This is a genomic window from Streptomyces cinnabarinus, assembly GCF_027270315.1.
Taxonomy (GTDB): Bacteria; Actinomycetota; Actinomycetes; order Streptomycetales; family Streptomycetaceae; genus Streptomyces; species Streptomyces cinnabarinus.
This window is the reverse complement of the sequence record NZ_CP114413.1, coordinates 8518979-8534516: the sequence shown is the minus strand read 5'-3', so window position 1 is coordinate 8534516 and position 15538 is coordinate 8518979. Positions and strand designations below refer to the sequence as shown.

Annotated in this window: 19 protein-coding genes; 5 read left to right on the top strand and 14 right to left on the bottom strand. The window is 70.2% G+C overall.

Going from position 1 to position 15538, the window contains the following annotated elements; all coding sequences use genetic code 11:
* Positions 1–248: 248 nt before the first annotated feature.
* Positions 249–1595 (top strand): crotonyl-CoA carboxylase/reductase, encoded by a 1347-nt coding sequence (gene ccrA, locus STRCI_RS38605; RefSeq protein WP_269663660.1) that lies wholly within the window; start codon positions 249–251, stop codon positions 1593–1595.
* A gap of 32 nt (positions 1596–1627) precedes the next feature.
* Here ccrA and STRCI_RS38600 read toward each other — a convergent pair whose 3' ends face one another.
* On the bottom strand, positions 1628–2587 hold the full coding sequence (locus STRCI_RS38600; protein ID WP_336298830.1) for a ParB/RepB/Spo0J family partition protein: 960 nt from the start codon (positions 2585–2587) through the stop codon (positions 1628–1630).
* Positions 2588–3445: 858 nt separating this feature from the next.
* On the opposite strand from STRCI_RS38600, the gene STRCI_RS38595 reads away from it, so the two are divergent.
* Positions 3446–3643: a ferredoxin gene (locus STRCI_RS38595; RefSeq protein ID WP_269663658.1), complete on the top strand. Its 198-nt coding sequence runs from the start codon at positions 3446–3448 to the stop codon at positions 3641–3643.
* Between the two features lie 44 nt (positions 3644–3687).
* Positions 3688–4449 carry a thioesterase II family protein gene (locus STRCI_RS38590; RefSeq protein ID WP_269663657.1) on the top strand — a complete coding sequence of 254 codons (762 nt, stop codon included), beginning with the start codon at positions 3688–3690 and terminating at the stop codon, positions 4447–4449.
* A 392-nt stretch (positions 4450–4841) separates the two neighbouring features.
* On the opposite strand, the gene ykgO is transcribed toward STRCI_RS38590, so the two are convergent.
* From ykgO to STRCI_RS38535, 10 genes are all read right to left on the bottom strand, one after another.
* Positions 4842–4964 carry a type B 50S ribosomal protein L36 gene (gene ykgO / locus STRCI_RS38580; RefSeq protein ID WP_269663656.1) on the bottom strand — a complete coding sequence of 41 codons (123 nt, stop codon included), beginning with the start codon at positions 4962–4964 and terminating at the stop codon, positions 4842–4844.
* Between the two features lie 33 nt (positions 4965–4997).
* Positions 4998–5258 carry a type B 50S ribosomal protein L31 gene (locus STRCI_RS38575; RefSeq protein ID WP_269663655.1) on the bottom strand — a complete coding sequence of 87 codons (261 nt, stop codon included), beginning with the start codon at positions 5256–5258 and terminating at the stop codon, positions 4998–5000.
* 50 nt (positions 5259–5308) lie between these two features.
* Positions 5309–5473 carry a 50S ribosomal protein L33 gene (gene rpmG, locus STRCI_RS38570; protein ID WP_269663654.1) on the bottom strand — a complete coding sequence of 55 codons (165 nt, stop codon included), beginning with the start codon at positions 5471–5473 and terminating at the stop codon, positions 5309–5311.
* 96 nt (positions 5474–5569) lie between these two features.
* Complete coding sequence (locus tag STRCI_RS38565; RefSeq protein WP_269663653.1) at positions 5570–6010, bottom strand: SRPBCC family protein; 441 nt, start codon at positions 6008–6010, stop codon at positions 5570–5572.
* 53 nt (positions 6011–6063) lie between these two features.
* Entirely contained in the window at positions 6064–6402 is a 339-nt protein-coding gene (locus STRCI_RS38560; RefSeq protein ID WP_269663652.1) for an ArsR/SmtB family transcription factor, read from the bottom strand.
* Entirely contained in the window at positions 6399–6863 is a 465-nt protein-coding gene (locus STRCI_RS38555; protein WP_269663651.1) for an SRPBCC family protein, read from the bottom strand. The genes STRCI_RS38560 and STRCI_RS38555 overlap by 4 nt, the downstream gene beginning before the upstream one ends.
* A gap of 93 nt (positions 6864–6956) precedes the next feature.
* The gene (locus STRCI_RS38550) at positions 6957–7259 is read right to left on the bottom strand and encodes a hypothetical protein (protein WP_269663650.1); all 303 of its coding nucleotides are present in this window, start codon (positions 7257–7259) and stop codon (positions 6957–6959) included.
* 193 nt (positions 7260–7452) lie between these two features.
* The gene (locus STRCI_RS38545) at positions 7453–9309 is read right to left on the bottom strand and encodes a GMC family oxidoreductase (protein WP_269663649.1); all 1857 of its coding nucleotides are present in this window, start codon (positions 9307–9309) and stop codon (positions 7453–7455) included.
* Positions 9306–10694: a hypothetical protein gene (locus STRCI_RS38540; RefSeq protein ID WP_269663648.1), complete on the bottom strand. Its 1389-nt coding sequence runs from the start codon at positions 10692–10694 to the stop codon at positions 9306–9308. The genes STRCI_RS38545 and STRCI_RS38540 overlap by 4 nt, the downstream gene beginning before the upstream one ends.
* Complete coding sequence (locus tag STRCI_RS38535) at positions 10694–11407, bottom strand: FadR/GntR family transcriptional regulator (protein WP_269663647.1); 714 nt, start codon at positions 11405–11407, stop codon at positions 10694–10696. The genes STRCI_RS38540 and STRCI_RS38535 overlap by 1 nt, the downstream gene beginning before the upstream one ends.
* Before the next feature lie 141 nt (positions 11408–11548).
* Between STRCI_RS38535 and STRCI_RS38530 the strand changes: the two genes are divergently transcribed.
* A complete protein-coding gene (locus STRCI_RS38530) occupies positions 11549–11965 on the top strand; it encodes a hypothetical protein (protein WP_269663646.1) in 417 nt (138 codons plus the stop codon).
* A 4-nt stretch (positions 11966–11969) separates the two neighbouring features.
* Here STRCI_RS38530 and STRCI_RS38525 read toward each other — a convergent pair whose 3' ends face one another.
* The 3 genes from STRCI_RS38525 to STRCI_RS38515 all read right to left on the bottom strand — a co-directional run bounded on the left by STRCI_RS38525 (position 11970) and on the right by STRCI_RS38515 (position 14460).
* Positions 11970–12359 carry an effector-associated constant component EACC1 gene (locus STRCI_RS38525; RefSeq protein ID WP_269663645.1) on the bottom strand — a complete coding sequence of 130 codons (390 nt, stop codon included), beginning with the start codon at positions 12357–12359 and terminating at the stop codon, positions 11970–11972.
* Between the two features lie 9 nt (positions 12360–12368).
* Positions 12369–13784 (bottom strand): caspase, EACC1-associated type, encoded by a 1416-nt coding sequence (locus STRCI_RS38520; protein WP_269664755.1) that lies wholly within the window; start codon positions 13782–13784, stop codon positions 12369–12371.
* A gap of 262 nt (positions 13785–14046) precedes the next feature.
* Positions 14047–14460, bottom strand: a complete 414-nt coding sequence (locus STRCI_RS38515) for a RidA family protein (RefSeq protein WP_269663644.1) — start codon at positions 14458–14460, stop codon at positions 14047–14049.
* Positions 14461–14532: 72 nt separating this feature from the next.
* Between STRCI_RS38515 and STRCI_RS38510 the strand changes: the two genes are divergently transcribed.
* Positions 14533–15444 (top strand): LysR family transcriptional regulator, encoded by a 912-nt coding sequence (locus STRCI_RS38510; RefSeq protein ID WP_269663643.1) that lies wholly within the window; start codon positions 14533–14535, stop codon positions 15442–15444.
* Positions 15445–15538 lie beyond the last annotated feature (94 nt).

The window sequence follows — 15538 nt, the reverse complement described above, 5'->3', positions numbered from 1 at the left end:
GGAATCTAATTCCAGCATGAATTCCCCGTTCGGAAAATCAGCATCCAGGAGCCCGGTCACCCCGTCAAGGAACGTCCTCGAAGGTCACTTGAGTCGGGCGATGCGGAAAAGCACGGGGGTGTTCAACTGACCGGATCGGACAGTTGAACACCCACTGGCGTGTGCTCTGATGAGACGCTCTGCACTCGAACCTCGGTCGAGTGCAGTAGGAATGGCATTTATCCGGGATCGAAGGGGGACTCCGAAAGATGCAGAACATCGTCGAAGCGATCCAGGCCGGTGAGCCGGACGCCGTCGCGGCCCTTCCGGTGCCCGACCACTACCGGGGCATCACCCTGCACGCCGACGAGGTGGCGATGTTCGAGGGGCTCGGCGGGCGCGACAAGGATCCGCGCAAGTCCCTGCACCTCGACGAGGTCGCCACGCCCGAACCCGCCGCCGGCGAGGTGCTGATCGCGGTGATGGCGAGCGGCATCAACCACAACACCGTGTGGTCGTCGATCTTCGAGCCGCTGCCGACCTTCCAGTTCCTCGCCCGGTACGGCAGGACGTCACCGCAGGCGGCCCGGCACGATCTGCCGTACCACGTGCTCGGCTCCGATCTGGCCGGGGTGGTGCTGCGCCGCGGCGAGGGGGTCACCGCCTGGAAGCCGGGCGACGAGGTCGTCGCGCACTGCCTGTCGGTCGAACTGCACCACCCCGACGGGCACGGGGACACCATGCTCGACCCGGAGCAGCGGATCTGGGGTTTCGAGACCAACTTCGGCGGGCTGGCCGAGCTGGCGCTGGTCAAGGCGAACCAGGTGATGCCGAAGCCGCGCCACCTCACGTGGGAGGAGGCGGCGGCCTCCGGGCTGGTCAACTCCACCGCCTACCGGCAGTTGGTCTCGGCCAACGGGGCGCGGATGAAGCAGGGCGACAACGTGCTGATCTGGGGAGCGTCCGGCGGCCTCGGCTCGTACGCCACCCAACTCGCCCTGAACGGCGGGGCGACGCCGGTGTGCGTGGTGTCCAGCCCGCAGAAGGCGGAGGTGTGCCGGCGGATGGGCGCGGAGCTGGTCATCGACCGGTCCGCCGAGGGCTACCGCTTCTGGCAGGACGAGCACACCCAGGATGTGCGCGAGTGGCGGCGGTTGGGGGCGCGGATCCGGGAACTGACCGGCGGGGAGGACCCGGACATCGTCTTCGAGCACCCCGGGAGGGAGACCTTCGGGGCCAGTGTGTACGTCGCCCGCCGCGGCGGCACGATCGTCAGCTGCGCGTCCACCAGCGGTTATGAGCACAGCTACGACAACCGCTATCTCTGGATGCACCTCAAGCGGATCATCGGCACCCACTTCGCCAACTACCGGGAGGCGTGGGAGGCGAACCGGCTCATCACCAAGGGGCGTGTCCACCCCACGCTCTCCCAGGCGGTCCCGCTGGAGCAGACCTCGCAGGCCGTGTACGACATGCATCACAACCGGCATCAGGGCAAGGTCGGCGTGCTGTGCCTCGCTCCCCGCCCGGGCCTCGGGGTACGGGATCCCGAGTTCCGGGCGAGGCACGAGGAGGCGATCAACCGGTTCCGTACGGAACCCGCGAGCGATCAGTAGTCGACGAAGCGTCCTGAAGGGGCGCGCAACGCTCAGGCTCCGGAAGAGAGTTGCCGTACGTGCTGCTCCCCCGCTGCGCCGCTGGCGGCCGCGCCTCTGCCCTCGATGTCGATGGCGAACTCCAGCCACCGGGAGGCGCACATCCGGGCCATCTGCGCCACGTCGGCCGCGCGGTGGGCCGGGATGCCGTCGATGAGGTCCTGGCGCTGTTCCGTGGTGAGGAGGTGGGCGCGCAGCAGCTGCAGCAGGGTGCGGCCGATCAGGGACATCCGCAGCGAGGGGTCCCTGCGCATGCTGGACAGCACGCTTTCCCACACCGGTGGCGCGGTCGCCGGTCCGGCGTCGTCGGACCGGTCACCGGCGTCCTCGGCGGTGCCGTCGGCGGCGAGGGCGGTCGGCCGGAACTTCGGCGTCACCGGGTCCTGTCCCAGCCGGATGCGTCGGCGGACGTCGCGTGCGGTGGCCACCGCGATGCCCGCCCGGCTCGCGATCTCCCGCAGCGAGGCGTCCGGGGTCTCGGCGATGACCCTGCTGGCGGCGAGTCTCCCGGCGGCCCCGTCGACGGGTCGTTTGCGGCCGTCCCGGCCGATGCGCAGGGTCAGTTGCGGGGTGCTCCCGGCGCGGGTGCGCAGCGAGCCCACCACCCCGGGGGAGAGTCCGGTGACCGAGGCGATGCGCCGGTCGGACCAGGCCGGATGGCTCTCCATGATGCGCATCGCCGCGGCGACCCGGTCCTGCCGGGACAGCGGCATCCCGTGTTCGGCGTTGAGCTGGACGGCGAGGACGAAGGCGTCCTCCGCGGTGCCCTCCACGAACCGGACCTCGATGAGGTCGTCGCCGCGCAGTACGGCAGCGCGCAGCCGGTGCATGCCGTCGACGACCCGCATGGTGGGCCGGTGGACGACGATGGGCGGCAGGTCGGCCTCCGACTCGGCCAGCGTCCGCGCGTGCTCCTCGACCTCCCCCGCCAGCCGAGGAGAGTCGGCCGCCATTAAGGATGTGACGGGAATTAACTTCGACTTCTGAGTGATGTCATCTTCGTCGATGGGCGACTTCGGCTTTTCCCCTGGCCGTGCGTCGGACACGCGGCGCTCCCTCCATAGCTCTGCACTGGACGGCGTCGTGTTGAGCTTCCCGCCGCCGATCCGGCGAGTTCCTGTGACACTTGTTCAGTCCGGGCTTGCGCGGGGCGCGGCCCGGTGCTGTATGGGGGGTCCACCGGAGAAGACGACGGCACTCGCGAACGCGCAGGGAAGCGCGGTGGCGCGGAATGCCGGCCTAGACCTGCGTGGCCGGGTCGTGCGGCGACGGGCGGGCCGATCGCTGACGGTGGCGTCTGCCGCTCACCCGCCCACGATCAGCTCAGCGGCAGGTGAGGGGCTTGCGGGTGGCGCGACGGGAGTCGGGGCGTGGTTCCGATCGTCCGCACTCGTCCACGGATTTCTCCCTTGAAGGACCGGCATCGACAGAATTTGACGGCTTAATATCGGTCGTTCCCGAGGCGGGTGTCAAGGAGTACGGCAGCACCCCGGGTTACTGGGTCTACGCGCGTTCCGCTAGGACGGTAACCGCGAGGACACCGTCCACGGCCAGGGTTGCCGGACCACCACTCAGAAGTGGCCAGATCGCGGCGGTCGGTCCAACAACGCGTCCCCTCACGGGGGTTCGGAACCGGCGGTAACCAACTGCCCTTGACCGGGCGGCCCCATTCTTGGAATGTGGGGTCTGCGCGCATGCGGCAATTTGAGCCATAAACCAATTGATTCGTGCACGGATGGATTCCGTGCAGGGCCCAGGTCCGCAACTGAACGGTAACTTCCCGGTCTTTTCCGTCTGGAGCGAGGACGAGCATGCGTATCGAGGCCGACCCCGAGGTGTGCGTCGGCTCGGGCATGTGTGCGCTGACCGTGCCCGATCTGTTCGACCAGTCCGATGACGACGGCACCGTGGTCGTGCTGCGTCCCGAACCGCCGGCCGAGCGGATCGTGGCGGTACGGGGCGCGGTGGAGCGCTGCCCGTCCCGCGCCCTGCAACTGCTCGACGTCTGACCATCGCCCACCGCGCACCGCCGCGCCGTGAAGGAGCACCCGAAGTGAACAACCCGTGGTTCGGCCGCTGGATGCCTGGAGAGCAAGCCGCTTTCCGGCTGTTCTGCCTTCCGTACGCGGGGGGTGCCACCGCGGCGTACCGCGAGTGGCACACCCTCGCACCCGAGCACATCCAGATCTGCCCGCTGGAGCTGCCGGGCCGGGGCAGCCGCTTCGGCGAGCCTCCGGTCAGCAGGCTCCGGCCGCTGGTGGACGGGCTGGCGGGTGCGGTCGGCCCGTTCCTGGACCGGCCGTTCGCGATCTTCGGCCACAGTATGGGCGGCCTGCTGGCGTTCGAGCTGACGCGGGCCCTGCGCCGACGCGGCGCCCCGCTCCCCGCCCACCTCTTCGTCTCCGGCCGCTCCGCCCCCGACGCGCCCCCCGAGTTCCCGCCGCTGGGCGATGCCCCGGACGAGCGCGTCCTGGAGCGCCTGCGCGAACTCGGCGGCACGCCTCAAGAGATCCTGGAAGAACCCGAGTTGATGGCCCTGATGCTGCCCACCCTGCGCGCCGACTTCGCCGTCCTGGAGAGCTACGACTACCGGGACGAGCCCCCGCTCCCGGTCCCCCTGACCGTGTTCGGCGGCACCGCCGACGCCCGGGTCACCCCGGCCCGCCTCCCCGGCTGGCGCCGCCAGACCTCAACGGGCTCCCGCCTGCGCATGCTCCCCGGCGGCCACTTCTTCCTCCACACCGCAACCCCCGAAATCCTCAACCACATCACCCACGCCCTACCGACGCCCCACCCCGAAACAGCGGCGTCGTGACGACGATTACGTGACGACGACTATGCGAGCAGAACAACGCGATCCGCCTCAGCATCGAACCCGAGCACGGGACACCCGTAGCGCCCCTCGGGATCCATGAACACCGGCTTGCCCAGGCGCACGCCGGCGGTCGGCCGGACCAGCAGACTGGGACACTCGACACCGAGCGGACGCGACAACACGGCCCCTGCCCGAGGCAACGGCAGCGGCGTCTCGCCTGCGCGGAACCAGTACGCCCAGCCCTTCACCTCAAGGAGATCGAGAACCGCCTGCCAGTCCTAGAAGATCGGCCACGCAGCCATGCTGCCGGTTTACTCTCCCGCACGCCGAACCGGCCCGGCACCCCCGTCATCGCGGGTGCCGGGCCGTCGGTCGTGCTGTCGGGCCGGTGCTCAGCCCTGGCGGGCCTTGAAGCGTGGGTTCTTCTTGTTGATCACGAATGTCGTGCCGCGCCGACGCACCACCTGGGCGCCGGGCCTCGCCTTCAGCGAGCGCAGCGACTTGCGTACCTTCATCGGTCTCCGATCGATGGCGCGGCTGGGCCGAGGTCAGGGGCGGGCGGTGACGCTACGGCCGTAGCGGCGCTCGAAGCGTTCCACGCGTCCCGCGGTGTCCACGATGCGCGAGGTGCCGGTGTAGGCGGCATGGCTCGCCGAGGAGATCTCGACGTCGACCACCGGGTAGGTGCTGCCGTCCTCCCACTCGATCATGCGCTGCGAGTCCAGGGTGGAGCGGGTCAGCAGGGTGAACCCGGACGCACGGTCGCGGAACACCACGGGGCGGGAGACGGGATGGATGCCGGGCTTCATGGGGTGTCCTTTCGTCACGGCCTCCACCGCCGGATGGCGGGAGGCGGGCGTCAGCGTTCCTCGCGGAAGAGGACGTGAGCGCGGGCGACCGGGTCGTACTTGCGCAGGACCAGCCGGTCGGGGTCGTTCAGACGGCTCTTGCGGGTGAGGTAAGTGACGCCGGTGCCGGCCGTCGACTTCAGCCTCACTACGGGCCGTGTGCTGCTGCGTGCCATGAGGGACTCCCTTCCACCGCCATGCGAGCCCAATGACTCGAACATGTCAGACACCCTCCCCAACACGGACACCCGCCTCCGCATTCCCGCACGCCTCTAATGCCAGTTACTGATCTTCACGTCCCGCGGCGCGGGCTCGCCCGTGCCCGTTTCGACCAGCCTCTTCAGGCTCATGAGGAACGTCGCCCACTTCGTCGAGCAGTGGTACATGAACTCCACCGGCTCCTGCCAGCCCTCATGCCGGAACAGGATGATCGTGAAGTTGTCCTCCCGCTTCAGCTCGAACCGGATCCGCGTACCGATCCACTCCTCGGGGCCGTCGACGACCTCCCAGAGCACGCGCCCGGAGGGCTCGGCCTCCATCACCTTCATGTCGAACCCGCCGGGCTCGAAGCGGAACCGGATCACTCCCCCGACGTCACTGTCGCCATCCGTGTCCTCGGTCCACCAGCCCGCCAGTCCGTCGATGGTCGTCAGGGCTGCATAGACGTCGTCGGGTGACGAGACGACTCCGACCCTGTGCAGGATGTCCACCATGTCGCTACCTCATTCTTCGTTCGGGCGCCCGGAGCTGGGCGCGATTCACTGGGTCAGTCCTCCTGGGCGCGCTGAATCGCCTCGGCGATCCGCTTGATGCGCTGCAACCGGGCGTCCCACGTGGCCCCGACCGCCGACAACTGGGCCACCGCTCGGGCGAGTTGAGCCTGGTCGACCTCATAGCGGCGCTCCCGCCCGGCTGGCCTGACGTGCACCAGCCCGACCCGCTGAAGCACACCGAGGTGCTTGGCCACGGCCTGCCGCGTCACCGGAAGCTGTCCGCTCAGCGTGGTCGGCGTACCGCCACCGTCGGCGAGCAGCACATCCAGCATCCGCCGCCGGGTGGGGTCCCCCACCGCCGACCAGAGCTCGTCATCGACGGTGACGCTCACCGCGTCGACACCACCCGGGCGACGTACGCGACGAGACGGGGCAGGAAGTGGTCCCACCCGGTGACGTGCTCGCGGTACTGCTCCTCGAGTACGGCCGCCTCCCAGCCCTTCTCCCGGAATCCCGTCTCGGAGAAGCGCAGCAGGGTGCCCGCCCCGGAGGGAACCAGCTCGAAGGTGACCAGGAGCGAGTTGTCCGGCGCGGCGGTCCGGCCCTCGTCGTACACCCACCGGAAGGAGAACCGGCGCGGCGGGTCGGCCTCGATCACGGTGAGGGGCACCACCGTCGCCTCCGGCGAGTTCTTGTCACCGAAGGTGATGACCCCGGTGGCGCCGGTGACCGGCGTGAGCTCCGCTTCGTCCGGCCACCACTCCCGCAGATGCTCGGGCCTGCTCACGACCTCGTACACCACCTCGGGCGTGGCGTCGATGTGGATCTCCCGCTCGATGCTGCCGTACTCCATGGGGCTCTCCCAGCCATTGGCAACCTTTGGTTGCGTATAACGGTAGAGCGTCACACCCCTATGCGCAACCGAAGGTTGCGCATGCCTCCTGATCTATGCGGCCCGAGCCCTCCCCCGCCCCGCTTCCGCCCCCGCACACACGGCACTGACCCGGTACGTCGTCTTCCCGGGATCGCTCACCGGCGCCCCCAGCGTGATCCGCCCCGCCGAGCGCAGCGCCTCGCACACCTCCGTCGGCAGGGCGACATGGCAGCCGCCGACGCCCCCACCCGGCCCGGCCGCACGCCAGTAGCCGTAGCGCAGCCGTCCGCCCGCCATGGCGGTGACGAAGACGGGGGTGCGTGGGTCGGACACGATGTGCAGGACGTCGGCCGCGGGCGCCGCGAGGGGGGTCATGGCCCTTCGCGGGCGGGGCGTGCGCGCCTCAGCGGTTGTGCCCGGCTCGTAAGACAAGGGCTGGTGCGGCATCGGCGCGCCTTTCCGGCTGAGGACGGACACCGATTCCCCCCACGGGCCCGGTGTTGATCATGCTGCGCCGCATTCTGGACCACACCACTGACAACAGCCCCGGACACCCGGCCGCGCCGCCTCACACCTCCGTCACGTGGCGTTCGGCAAGGGCCAGGGCCGCCGCCATGATGCTCAGCTGGGGGTTCACCTCCGGGCAGCTCGGCAGCACCGAGCCGTCGGTGATCAGGACACCGTGGACGCCGCGCAGACGGCCGTCGGGGTCGGTGGGTGAGCGCCCGGGATCCGACCCGGCCGCGGCCGTGCCGGTGGGGTGGAAGGCGGACACGTGGAGTTGACGTGCCGTCACCTCGCTCAGCACAGCCTTCAGCTCGTTCGGGGTACGTGCGCATGGCGCCTGGGGGACGCCGGTCAGGACTTCCTCGGCTCCCGCGGCGAACAGCAGCTCACCCATGGCCTGTTGGGCTCTCAGGAGGCGGGCCGCGTCTCGCGGGGACAGGTCGTAGCGCAGGAGTGTGCGCTCACTGCCCAGGACCCGGCCCGAGGGCTGGTCGGCGATCATGGCGCCGAGGGTGGCCAGGTGCTCGGTGGAGTCCAGTTTCCGGCGCAGGGGCCGGCCAACTCCCGGGAGCACGAAGGACGTCATGCCCGGAGGTGCCGCGGTGGCCTCGATCAGGATGCCGTCGCTGTGCAGTTGCTCCACACCGACGCTCTGCAACACGGCCGTACCGTCGACCACCGGATCACTGAAGCGGCCCGCCACGCTCACGGCTGGGTGCACACTCAGGTTGCGGCCCAGACCCGGGTGCCTGCCCAGACCCGAGCGGCGTAGCAACTGCGGGGTCTGGAGGGCGCCGGCCGCGACCACCACCACCGGGCTGAGGATCTCCAACTCACTGCCGTCCGGGCGGCTGACGACCACGCCCGCAGCGCGTGGGCCACCGGGCCGGTCGGGGTCGGTCAGGATCCGCCGGACCCGAGCACCCGTCACGATCCGGGCCCCGGACGCGCAGGCGTCGGGCAGAACGGAGAGCTGCACACTCTGCTTGGCGCCCGTGGGACAGCCGACCACACACTGGCACGAGCCCTTGCAGCCGGGCGCGTTCCGGCGCAGCGGCCCGGCCGTCCAGCCGAGTTCCTTCGCACCGGCCAGGGCGAGCCGTCCGTTGGTCCCGATCACGTCCAGCGGCTGACGCGCGACACGCAAGGTGCGTTCCACCTCGTCCAGGCACGCGTCGAAACCCTCGGCGGCGGTGAAGCCGTACCGGCTCAGCCAGCGCGCCACGACATGGGCCGGAGTGCGGTAGCAGGTACCGGAGTTCACGACCGTCGTACCGCCGACCGCCCGGCCCACCGGCAGCACCAACGGCGGATTGCCAAGGGCGATCGTCGCGCCCCCGTCGCGATAGAGATCGGTGAAGCGGTCCAGCGGTGCCCGCCGTCCGAAGGACGCGGTCGAGTGATGCTCCCCCTCCTCCAGCACCACCACTCGCATCCCGGCGCGGGCCAGTGTCCGCGCGGCCATGGCACCGCCCGCGCCCGAACCGACGACTACGGCATCGGCAGTCGACCGTGTCGGCCAGTCGAGGGCGGGGGTCAGGTCCAGCGGTGGATCGATCGGGGCGGGCGTCGACGGCGCCGGGGTCCGGTGCAGCGCCCGTTCGGTCCCGGCCGCCAGCAGCACCGGCACCTTGACGGCGTCCAGGAGCGGCAACAGAGCCCGGTGGGAAGCGAGTTGCGACAGCACGCGCTCTCGCTCCGGACCGCCCAGCGTAGCCAGGCGGGCACCGGTCCGGGCCACGGCGTAGGCGTCGATCGCCCAGGCCGCACCGCGTATCCCGGCACGGGCGTGAGCGGGCAACGCATCGAGCAGCGTCTCAAGGCGCCGCGGGACCGCCGCCGTCCACGCGGCCGTGGCGTCGTCCGCGAGCAGCGCTGCCGCAAGGGCCGCGACGGCGGAGGCGGGAGTCGGGCTCATCGGTCACCGACTTCCGCATGGGCCGTGCCAGACAGCCGCCATACGGCCTCCTGCCGCCACCTGCCCCACCAGCGCTCCACGGTCACCACCGCGTCCGCGGTCTCGCTGTTGCGGCACACCGCGGCGGATCCGTCGGGGTCGGTGTAGTCCAGGGCCAGCGTCCGCTCGGGCGGCTGTGTCACCGCCACCCGGATCCGGCGCCTGCCCACGCGTCCGGCCACCCGCCACTCGGGCAGCCCCAGCTCCGCCCGGAACCGGCCGAACCCCGCCCAGCCCACGGCCGAGCGCTCCGAACGGCGCGGCCAGGTACGCCCGTTGTGCAACAGGCGCAAGAACACCAGCGGAGGCAGCCGGTCCAGGCCCGGGCGCATGGACACCGCCGCGATGACCTCCAGTACATCACCGCCGCCCAGGTCCGCGTGCAGCCATGCCCAGCGCCGTGCGTTGCCGTGGCCGTAGATCCGGGCACTCGCGCCGACCGCCTTCTCCAGCCGCAGTTCGCCCGTGCCGTGGCGGACCGTGCCGTCGTAGCGGCTGCGCGCGGCGGGCAGCATCTGGCTGGCCGGGAGCCAGGGGCGGCGCCATGACCAGCGCGGGAAGGTGTGGAGCGGCGGGCCTTGCGGGGTCTCGGCGAGCTCCCAGGTGAACGGGCCTGCCGCGCCTGCCAGTCGGCCAGGCCGGACGAGGATGTCTTCTGCGCCGTAGACCTTCTCCTGCCCCGTCCACGGCAGGGGGCCGAAGCGGACGTGCTCGGCGGGGCCGTCCTTGGGGAACACGGCGACCCAGCCGTGGGTGTAGGCGCCGGACCCGTCAGTGGGTGCGACGACTTCGTGGTGCAACCACACCCCGGTGCCGGTCGCCGGATCGGTCAGGGTCGTGTACCAGACCTCGGTCCGGCCCGGCTTCCCGTCCCAGCGCGGCGCGAGATCCCCAGCGCCTTCGGCCGTGCGCGGGAAGCGGAAGCTCGTCAGGAAGGGGACCAGACCGGTGGCGAGCGGGAAGCGCAGTCGTCCCTCGCCCACCCGCTCGCCGTCCTCGTACAGGGTGAACGGCAGTACGGTCATCGAGGTGAGCGGCCGTGCGGGCGAGACGGATTTCCAGCCGTCCAGCACCAGGCAACGGCCTTCCAGGGTGAAGGTCACGCGATAGCGGATCCTTCGGCGGGCGAGCGGCGAGATCTCCAACTCGCCCACGGCTTCCGGGTCATCGGCCCGGCCCGCGATACGGACCCGCCCGGTCACCTGCGCCTGCGTGGTGCGGTGGGGCAGCAGCACAGATTCCGTCCGGGCCACGAGGTCCAGTCGCACCGGACGGTCCCGGTCCTCGTCGGCCAGGCGCACCCGGCCCAGCATCGTCTCCTTGAACGTCGTTCCCCGGGCGGGCATCAGACACGGTCCCGGCGCCGACGGGATTGTGCCAAATCGTCGAGCATGATGCGTTCCGTCGCCGCCAGGTAGGCACCGGCGGCCGCGCGGGCCGCGGGCTCGGCGTGCGCGGCCACGGCTTCCACCACCGGTGCCAGTCGGTCATGGGCGGCCCGCGCATCGACGAAGGGCCCCACCAGCGCCGCACGCACGGGCAGATAGGCGTTGAACAGGGTGTTGGTCAGCAGCACGTACACGCGGTTGCCGGTCGCGCGGGCCAGCGCCCGGTGCACCTCGGCATCCGCCAGCTGCGCCGCTTCCCCGCCCTCCGCGTCCGCGATCGCCGCCACCAGCCGCCGCAGTTCGGCGACCTGGGCCGCGGTGGCGCGAGCGGCGGCGCGCTCGGCGATCAACTCGCCGACAGTGCGCCGAACCTCGAATATCTCCCCGATCCAGTCCGGGCTGTGCCCCACGAGCATCGGCAGCAGATCGGCCCCGCCGAGGCGGAGGAAGTCCCGGACGCGGGTCCCCACACCGTGCTTGGTCTCCAGCAACCCCGAGTGCACGAGCCTGCCGAACGCGTGCTTGAGCGTGGTGCGGTTGACCCCGAACTCGTCGGCCAGTTCCCGCTCGGGAGGCAGATAGCTCCCGGCGGGATGCAGCCCGGCCAGGATGTCCTCCCGCAGCCGCTTCTCCAGTACGTCGACCGTGCTCTCCCGCGGCAGTACGCCCATACCGACTCCCGGCAACTCAGTGGTCCAGTGACTCAGCCACTCAACCACTGCGTTGACGAAGCGTCAACAAGCCCGCCCTCGCCCAACTTCCGTGATACACCGGGAAGATCACCGTGCCGCGATCCGAGGGGGAACCGTTCAATGGAGCGATCGACCAGCTCAAGGCCGTCGCTGCCGGGCGACATGAAGGTGCTGTCCATCGGGCTGCATCCGAGCGCACTCGACTACAGCCGACTGCCGGAGGACTTCACCGAGGCGGCGCTCACAGCCCGGATCGAGGCCGCGCACGCGGCCTTGCGCGAGGCCGGGTTCGACACGGTTCCCTGCCTGATCGACAGCTCACCGGACCACGCCGAGGCACAGGTCCGGGAGCGGCTCAAGGAGCAGACGTTCGGCTTGGCGATGATCGGTGGTGGCGTCCGGATGCTGCCGGAGCACACGCTGCTGTTCGAGCGCCTCATCAACGTCCTGACCGAGGCGGCGCCCGGGATCCGACTGTGCTTCAACACGTCCCCTGAGGACACGGTCGAGGCTCTGGGACGCTGGATCCACGCGTAGGCGTCTACTGGGTTCCGTCCGTCGTACCGTCCCCATCCGCTCGCAGTGCCGAGGTCAGCGCGGCGGCCATCGCCGCGATCTCCTCGGGAGTGCTGGCCGCGGTGACCGTGACGGTCACTTCGCCGACCGTCAGCACGACGGAGGAGCCGGTCTGTCCGGGCGACGAGCACCACTTGCGCACCACGTCGATGGCCGAAGGGAGGGCCAGCAGGCCGGTGACGACGAGGGTGAGCACGTCCATGGCCGTGCCCAGTTCGCCGGGCCTCGCGCCGGCCGAGGGCTGCCACCTGACCCTGCCGACGGCCGGCATGAGCGGGTCGCGCACGAGGAACGCCCGTAACGCGTCCGGGACTTTGCCTCCACTGGGGTCCGTCAAAAGCACGGTGTTGGCCAAGTGGCCCTCCTACTGCCTGGAAGTAGTGGTCGGGCTCGAAGTGATGACCTGATACGCCCTGTTGCGCATCAAGGGGATCCGCGACCCTTCGTTGCGGATCTGCCGGGCGGGCACCGGCAGCCCGTTGGCCAGGCACTGTGCCCGCACCGTCTCGAAGAGCGCGTCGGCATCGACGACGGGCCCCGCGCCCGGGATCCCCGACCGCAGCGCGGCGAGGATCTGACCGGTGAAGTCGGTGTACCGCTCCCCGTCGGGGGCCGTGGAGGGCTCTGTGGCGCCCGATGACGCCATGACGTAGGTGCCGCGAATGGCGGCCGATGAGGCGTCGGCCGGTCCGGACAGAAGGTCAAGGGCGGAGCCGCTGTAGCAACTGTCCAGAATCACCAGCCGGGTGGACAGGCCGAAGTCGGCGATCTGATCGCGCAGGCTGTCGAAGCTCCAGTACGAGTACGTCTGGTGCTCGCGCGAGTCCGCCATCGACAGCAGCAGCCTGCCGTGGGACGGATGCGCCCGGCCGTGCCCGGCGTAGTAGAAGAGAAACGCGCCGGACGCCGGGTCCACCTCCTCCATCACCTCCTCGATGGCGGCGTGGATCCGTCTGGGGTCCCTCGGGTCCGCCAGCACCCGGCAGTTCTCTGGCGGGATGCCGAACTCCTCCGATACGAGGAGACGTTGCAGGTCAGCGAGATTGTTGTGGATCGCGGGGACGTCGGGAAGGTGCTCATAGGCGCCGACACCGACGAGCACAGCTCCGCCGACGGTCCAGCAGGTGGAAGGCTCGGGTCCTCCGGTCGCCTCCCTGGAGGGAGGCGGCGGTGCGGGGGTTGAGACAGGGCTTGCGGCGCGGTCCGCAGGGGTCTGCATGCCCAGCGATGCGCGTGCGCGGTGCTGCCAGCGGATCATCATGTCGGCGTCCTTCGGCCGCCCCTCTCGCGCCAGCCGCTCGCGGACCAAGTCCAGGAAGGCCAGGCTGGGTGGGAGTTGACCGGCCGGGGTGTTGTATCCGGTCAGCAAGAGGAAGACATCCCACCCCGTACCGCACCACGGGGGCAGTTCCCGTGTCCTGGACGCATTTGCGCGCTCCGCCATGGGCAGCAAGTCGGACGTAAGGGACATCAGCGCAGGTCGCAGCGGCGCGAGTTCGACGCCACCGAAGAAGTCGATGGCTTGCCACTCGTTCACGAGCGGCCACAGCGCGTTGACCGCCCTCGACTGCTGCTCCACGTATTCCAGCGACCGCGCCATACAGTGCAAGCCACCGTTTATCTCCGCACACTGGCGGACCACGCGGATCAGCCATACCCGCACCGGGCCAGCGTCGAACGGCTCAACGAAGACGCCTAGTTCGTAGGAGAGCAGGTCCCGCCACACTTCCCGACCGGCCGTGGTCCGGACCGTCGCGGAATCCTGCAGGACACCCACCATCTCTGCCAACAACTCACGGCGGGCCCCTTGTGGACTGCGTTCTCTCACCCGACACCCCCGCCGCGCACTGAGTCTGCAGACGACCAGCGTAAGACCGCGCACAGCAACACACATGGCCCGCCCCGAAGTTCGGGACGGGCCACGGATTCGAGCGCCGGGCAGGCCTTGCACCTGCATCTCCCCGCAGGAAGCGGGACGTCTTTCCTTGGACCACCAACGCATAACCAGCCACCGGGTGTTGCGGCGGCTAACTCAAGATCGACTATACACCACCCGCCGGGCCGGAACTGCCGCCCGCCCGTCGCGCGTAGACCTCGATCTCGATCTTCATCCGGGGGTCGGCCAGTCCGCACATCATCATCGTCGCCGCCGGTCGGACCTCCCCGAAGCAACGGCGCAGCACCGGCCAGCAGGGCTCGAAGTCCTCCCGGTCGGGCAGGAGGTAGCGCACCCGCACCACATCCGCGAAGGTGCACTCCGCCTCGGCCAGCGCGGCCTCGATGTTGCGCAGGCACTGCTCCGCCTGCTCCACCACATCGTCGGAGATCGTCATGGTGGCGTAGTCGAAGCCGGTCGTGCCGGACACATGCACCCAGGCGCCGTCCACCACAGCTCGGGCGTAGCCGATCTGCTCCTCGAACGTCGAGCCGCTGAGGATCGCGCGTCGCTCTGTCATGCGCCGAACGCTAGGTGACCAGCGCAGATACGTCTAATACGAGCTCAGCCATGCCCTGATATCACTACGCGTATGGAACGACCCGAGCTTCCCCTCCCCCAACTCCACGCCTTCGTCGTGCTCGCCGAGGAACTCCACTTCGGTCACGCCGCCGCGCGCCTCGGTATCGCCCAGCCGCCACTGAGCCAGCAGATTCGCCGACTGGAGGACAAGGTCGGGCACTCGCTGTTCAGCCGGGGCCCCGGGCGGGTCGCCCTCACCCCCGTCGGGCGTGAGCTGCTTCCCGCCGCCCGCCGGGCCCTCGGTGACCTCGCCGACGGGCTGGCCGCCGCACGCGCCGTCGGCGGCGGCAGTTCCGGCCGACTGCGGATCGGCTTCGCCGCCTCGCTGGCCCTGACCGTGCTGCCCAGTCTGCTGCGGGACTTCCGGCAGCGGTTTCCCGGCGTGCGGCTGGACATCCGGGAGATGACCACGGCCCCACAGATCGCCGCGCTGCACGACCGGAGCATCGACATCGGCCTCCTGCGCGAGCCCTCCGAGGCCGAGAACCCGGACCTCGACTTCCGGACGGTGCTCAGCGAGCCCTACGTGGCCGTACTGCCCAGCGCGCACCCCCTGACCGGGCAACGGACCGTACAGCTCACGGATTTGTCCGACTCCCCGTTCGTGCTGCTCCCCCGGGAGGTGGGTCCGGGGCTGTACGACCGGATCCTCGGCCTGTGCGCGGCGGCGGGGTTCGTTCCGCGGGTCGTTCAGGACGCGGTGGAGTGGCAGACGGTGTGCGCGCTCGTGGAGACCGGGCTGGGTGTCTCCCTGGCTCCGGCGAGCATCCGGCGTATTCGCCTCAAGGGCGTCGCCTTCCGGAGGATCTCTCCCGGGGCCGCCCGTACGCGCGTCGCCGTCGCCTGGCGCGGGAACGACCAGAACCCGCTGGTCACCCATCTCCTCGGGGCCGTCAGCCAGGAGGCACCGCGGGTCCCGTAAATTCAGACCGAGTTCTCCCGCTGCCTCAGCAAGCGGCTCGTCCGAGAAGGCGGAGCGTCCGCCTCCTTCAGGTGAATTGCCCGGGCGTGTTGAC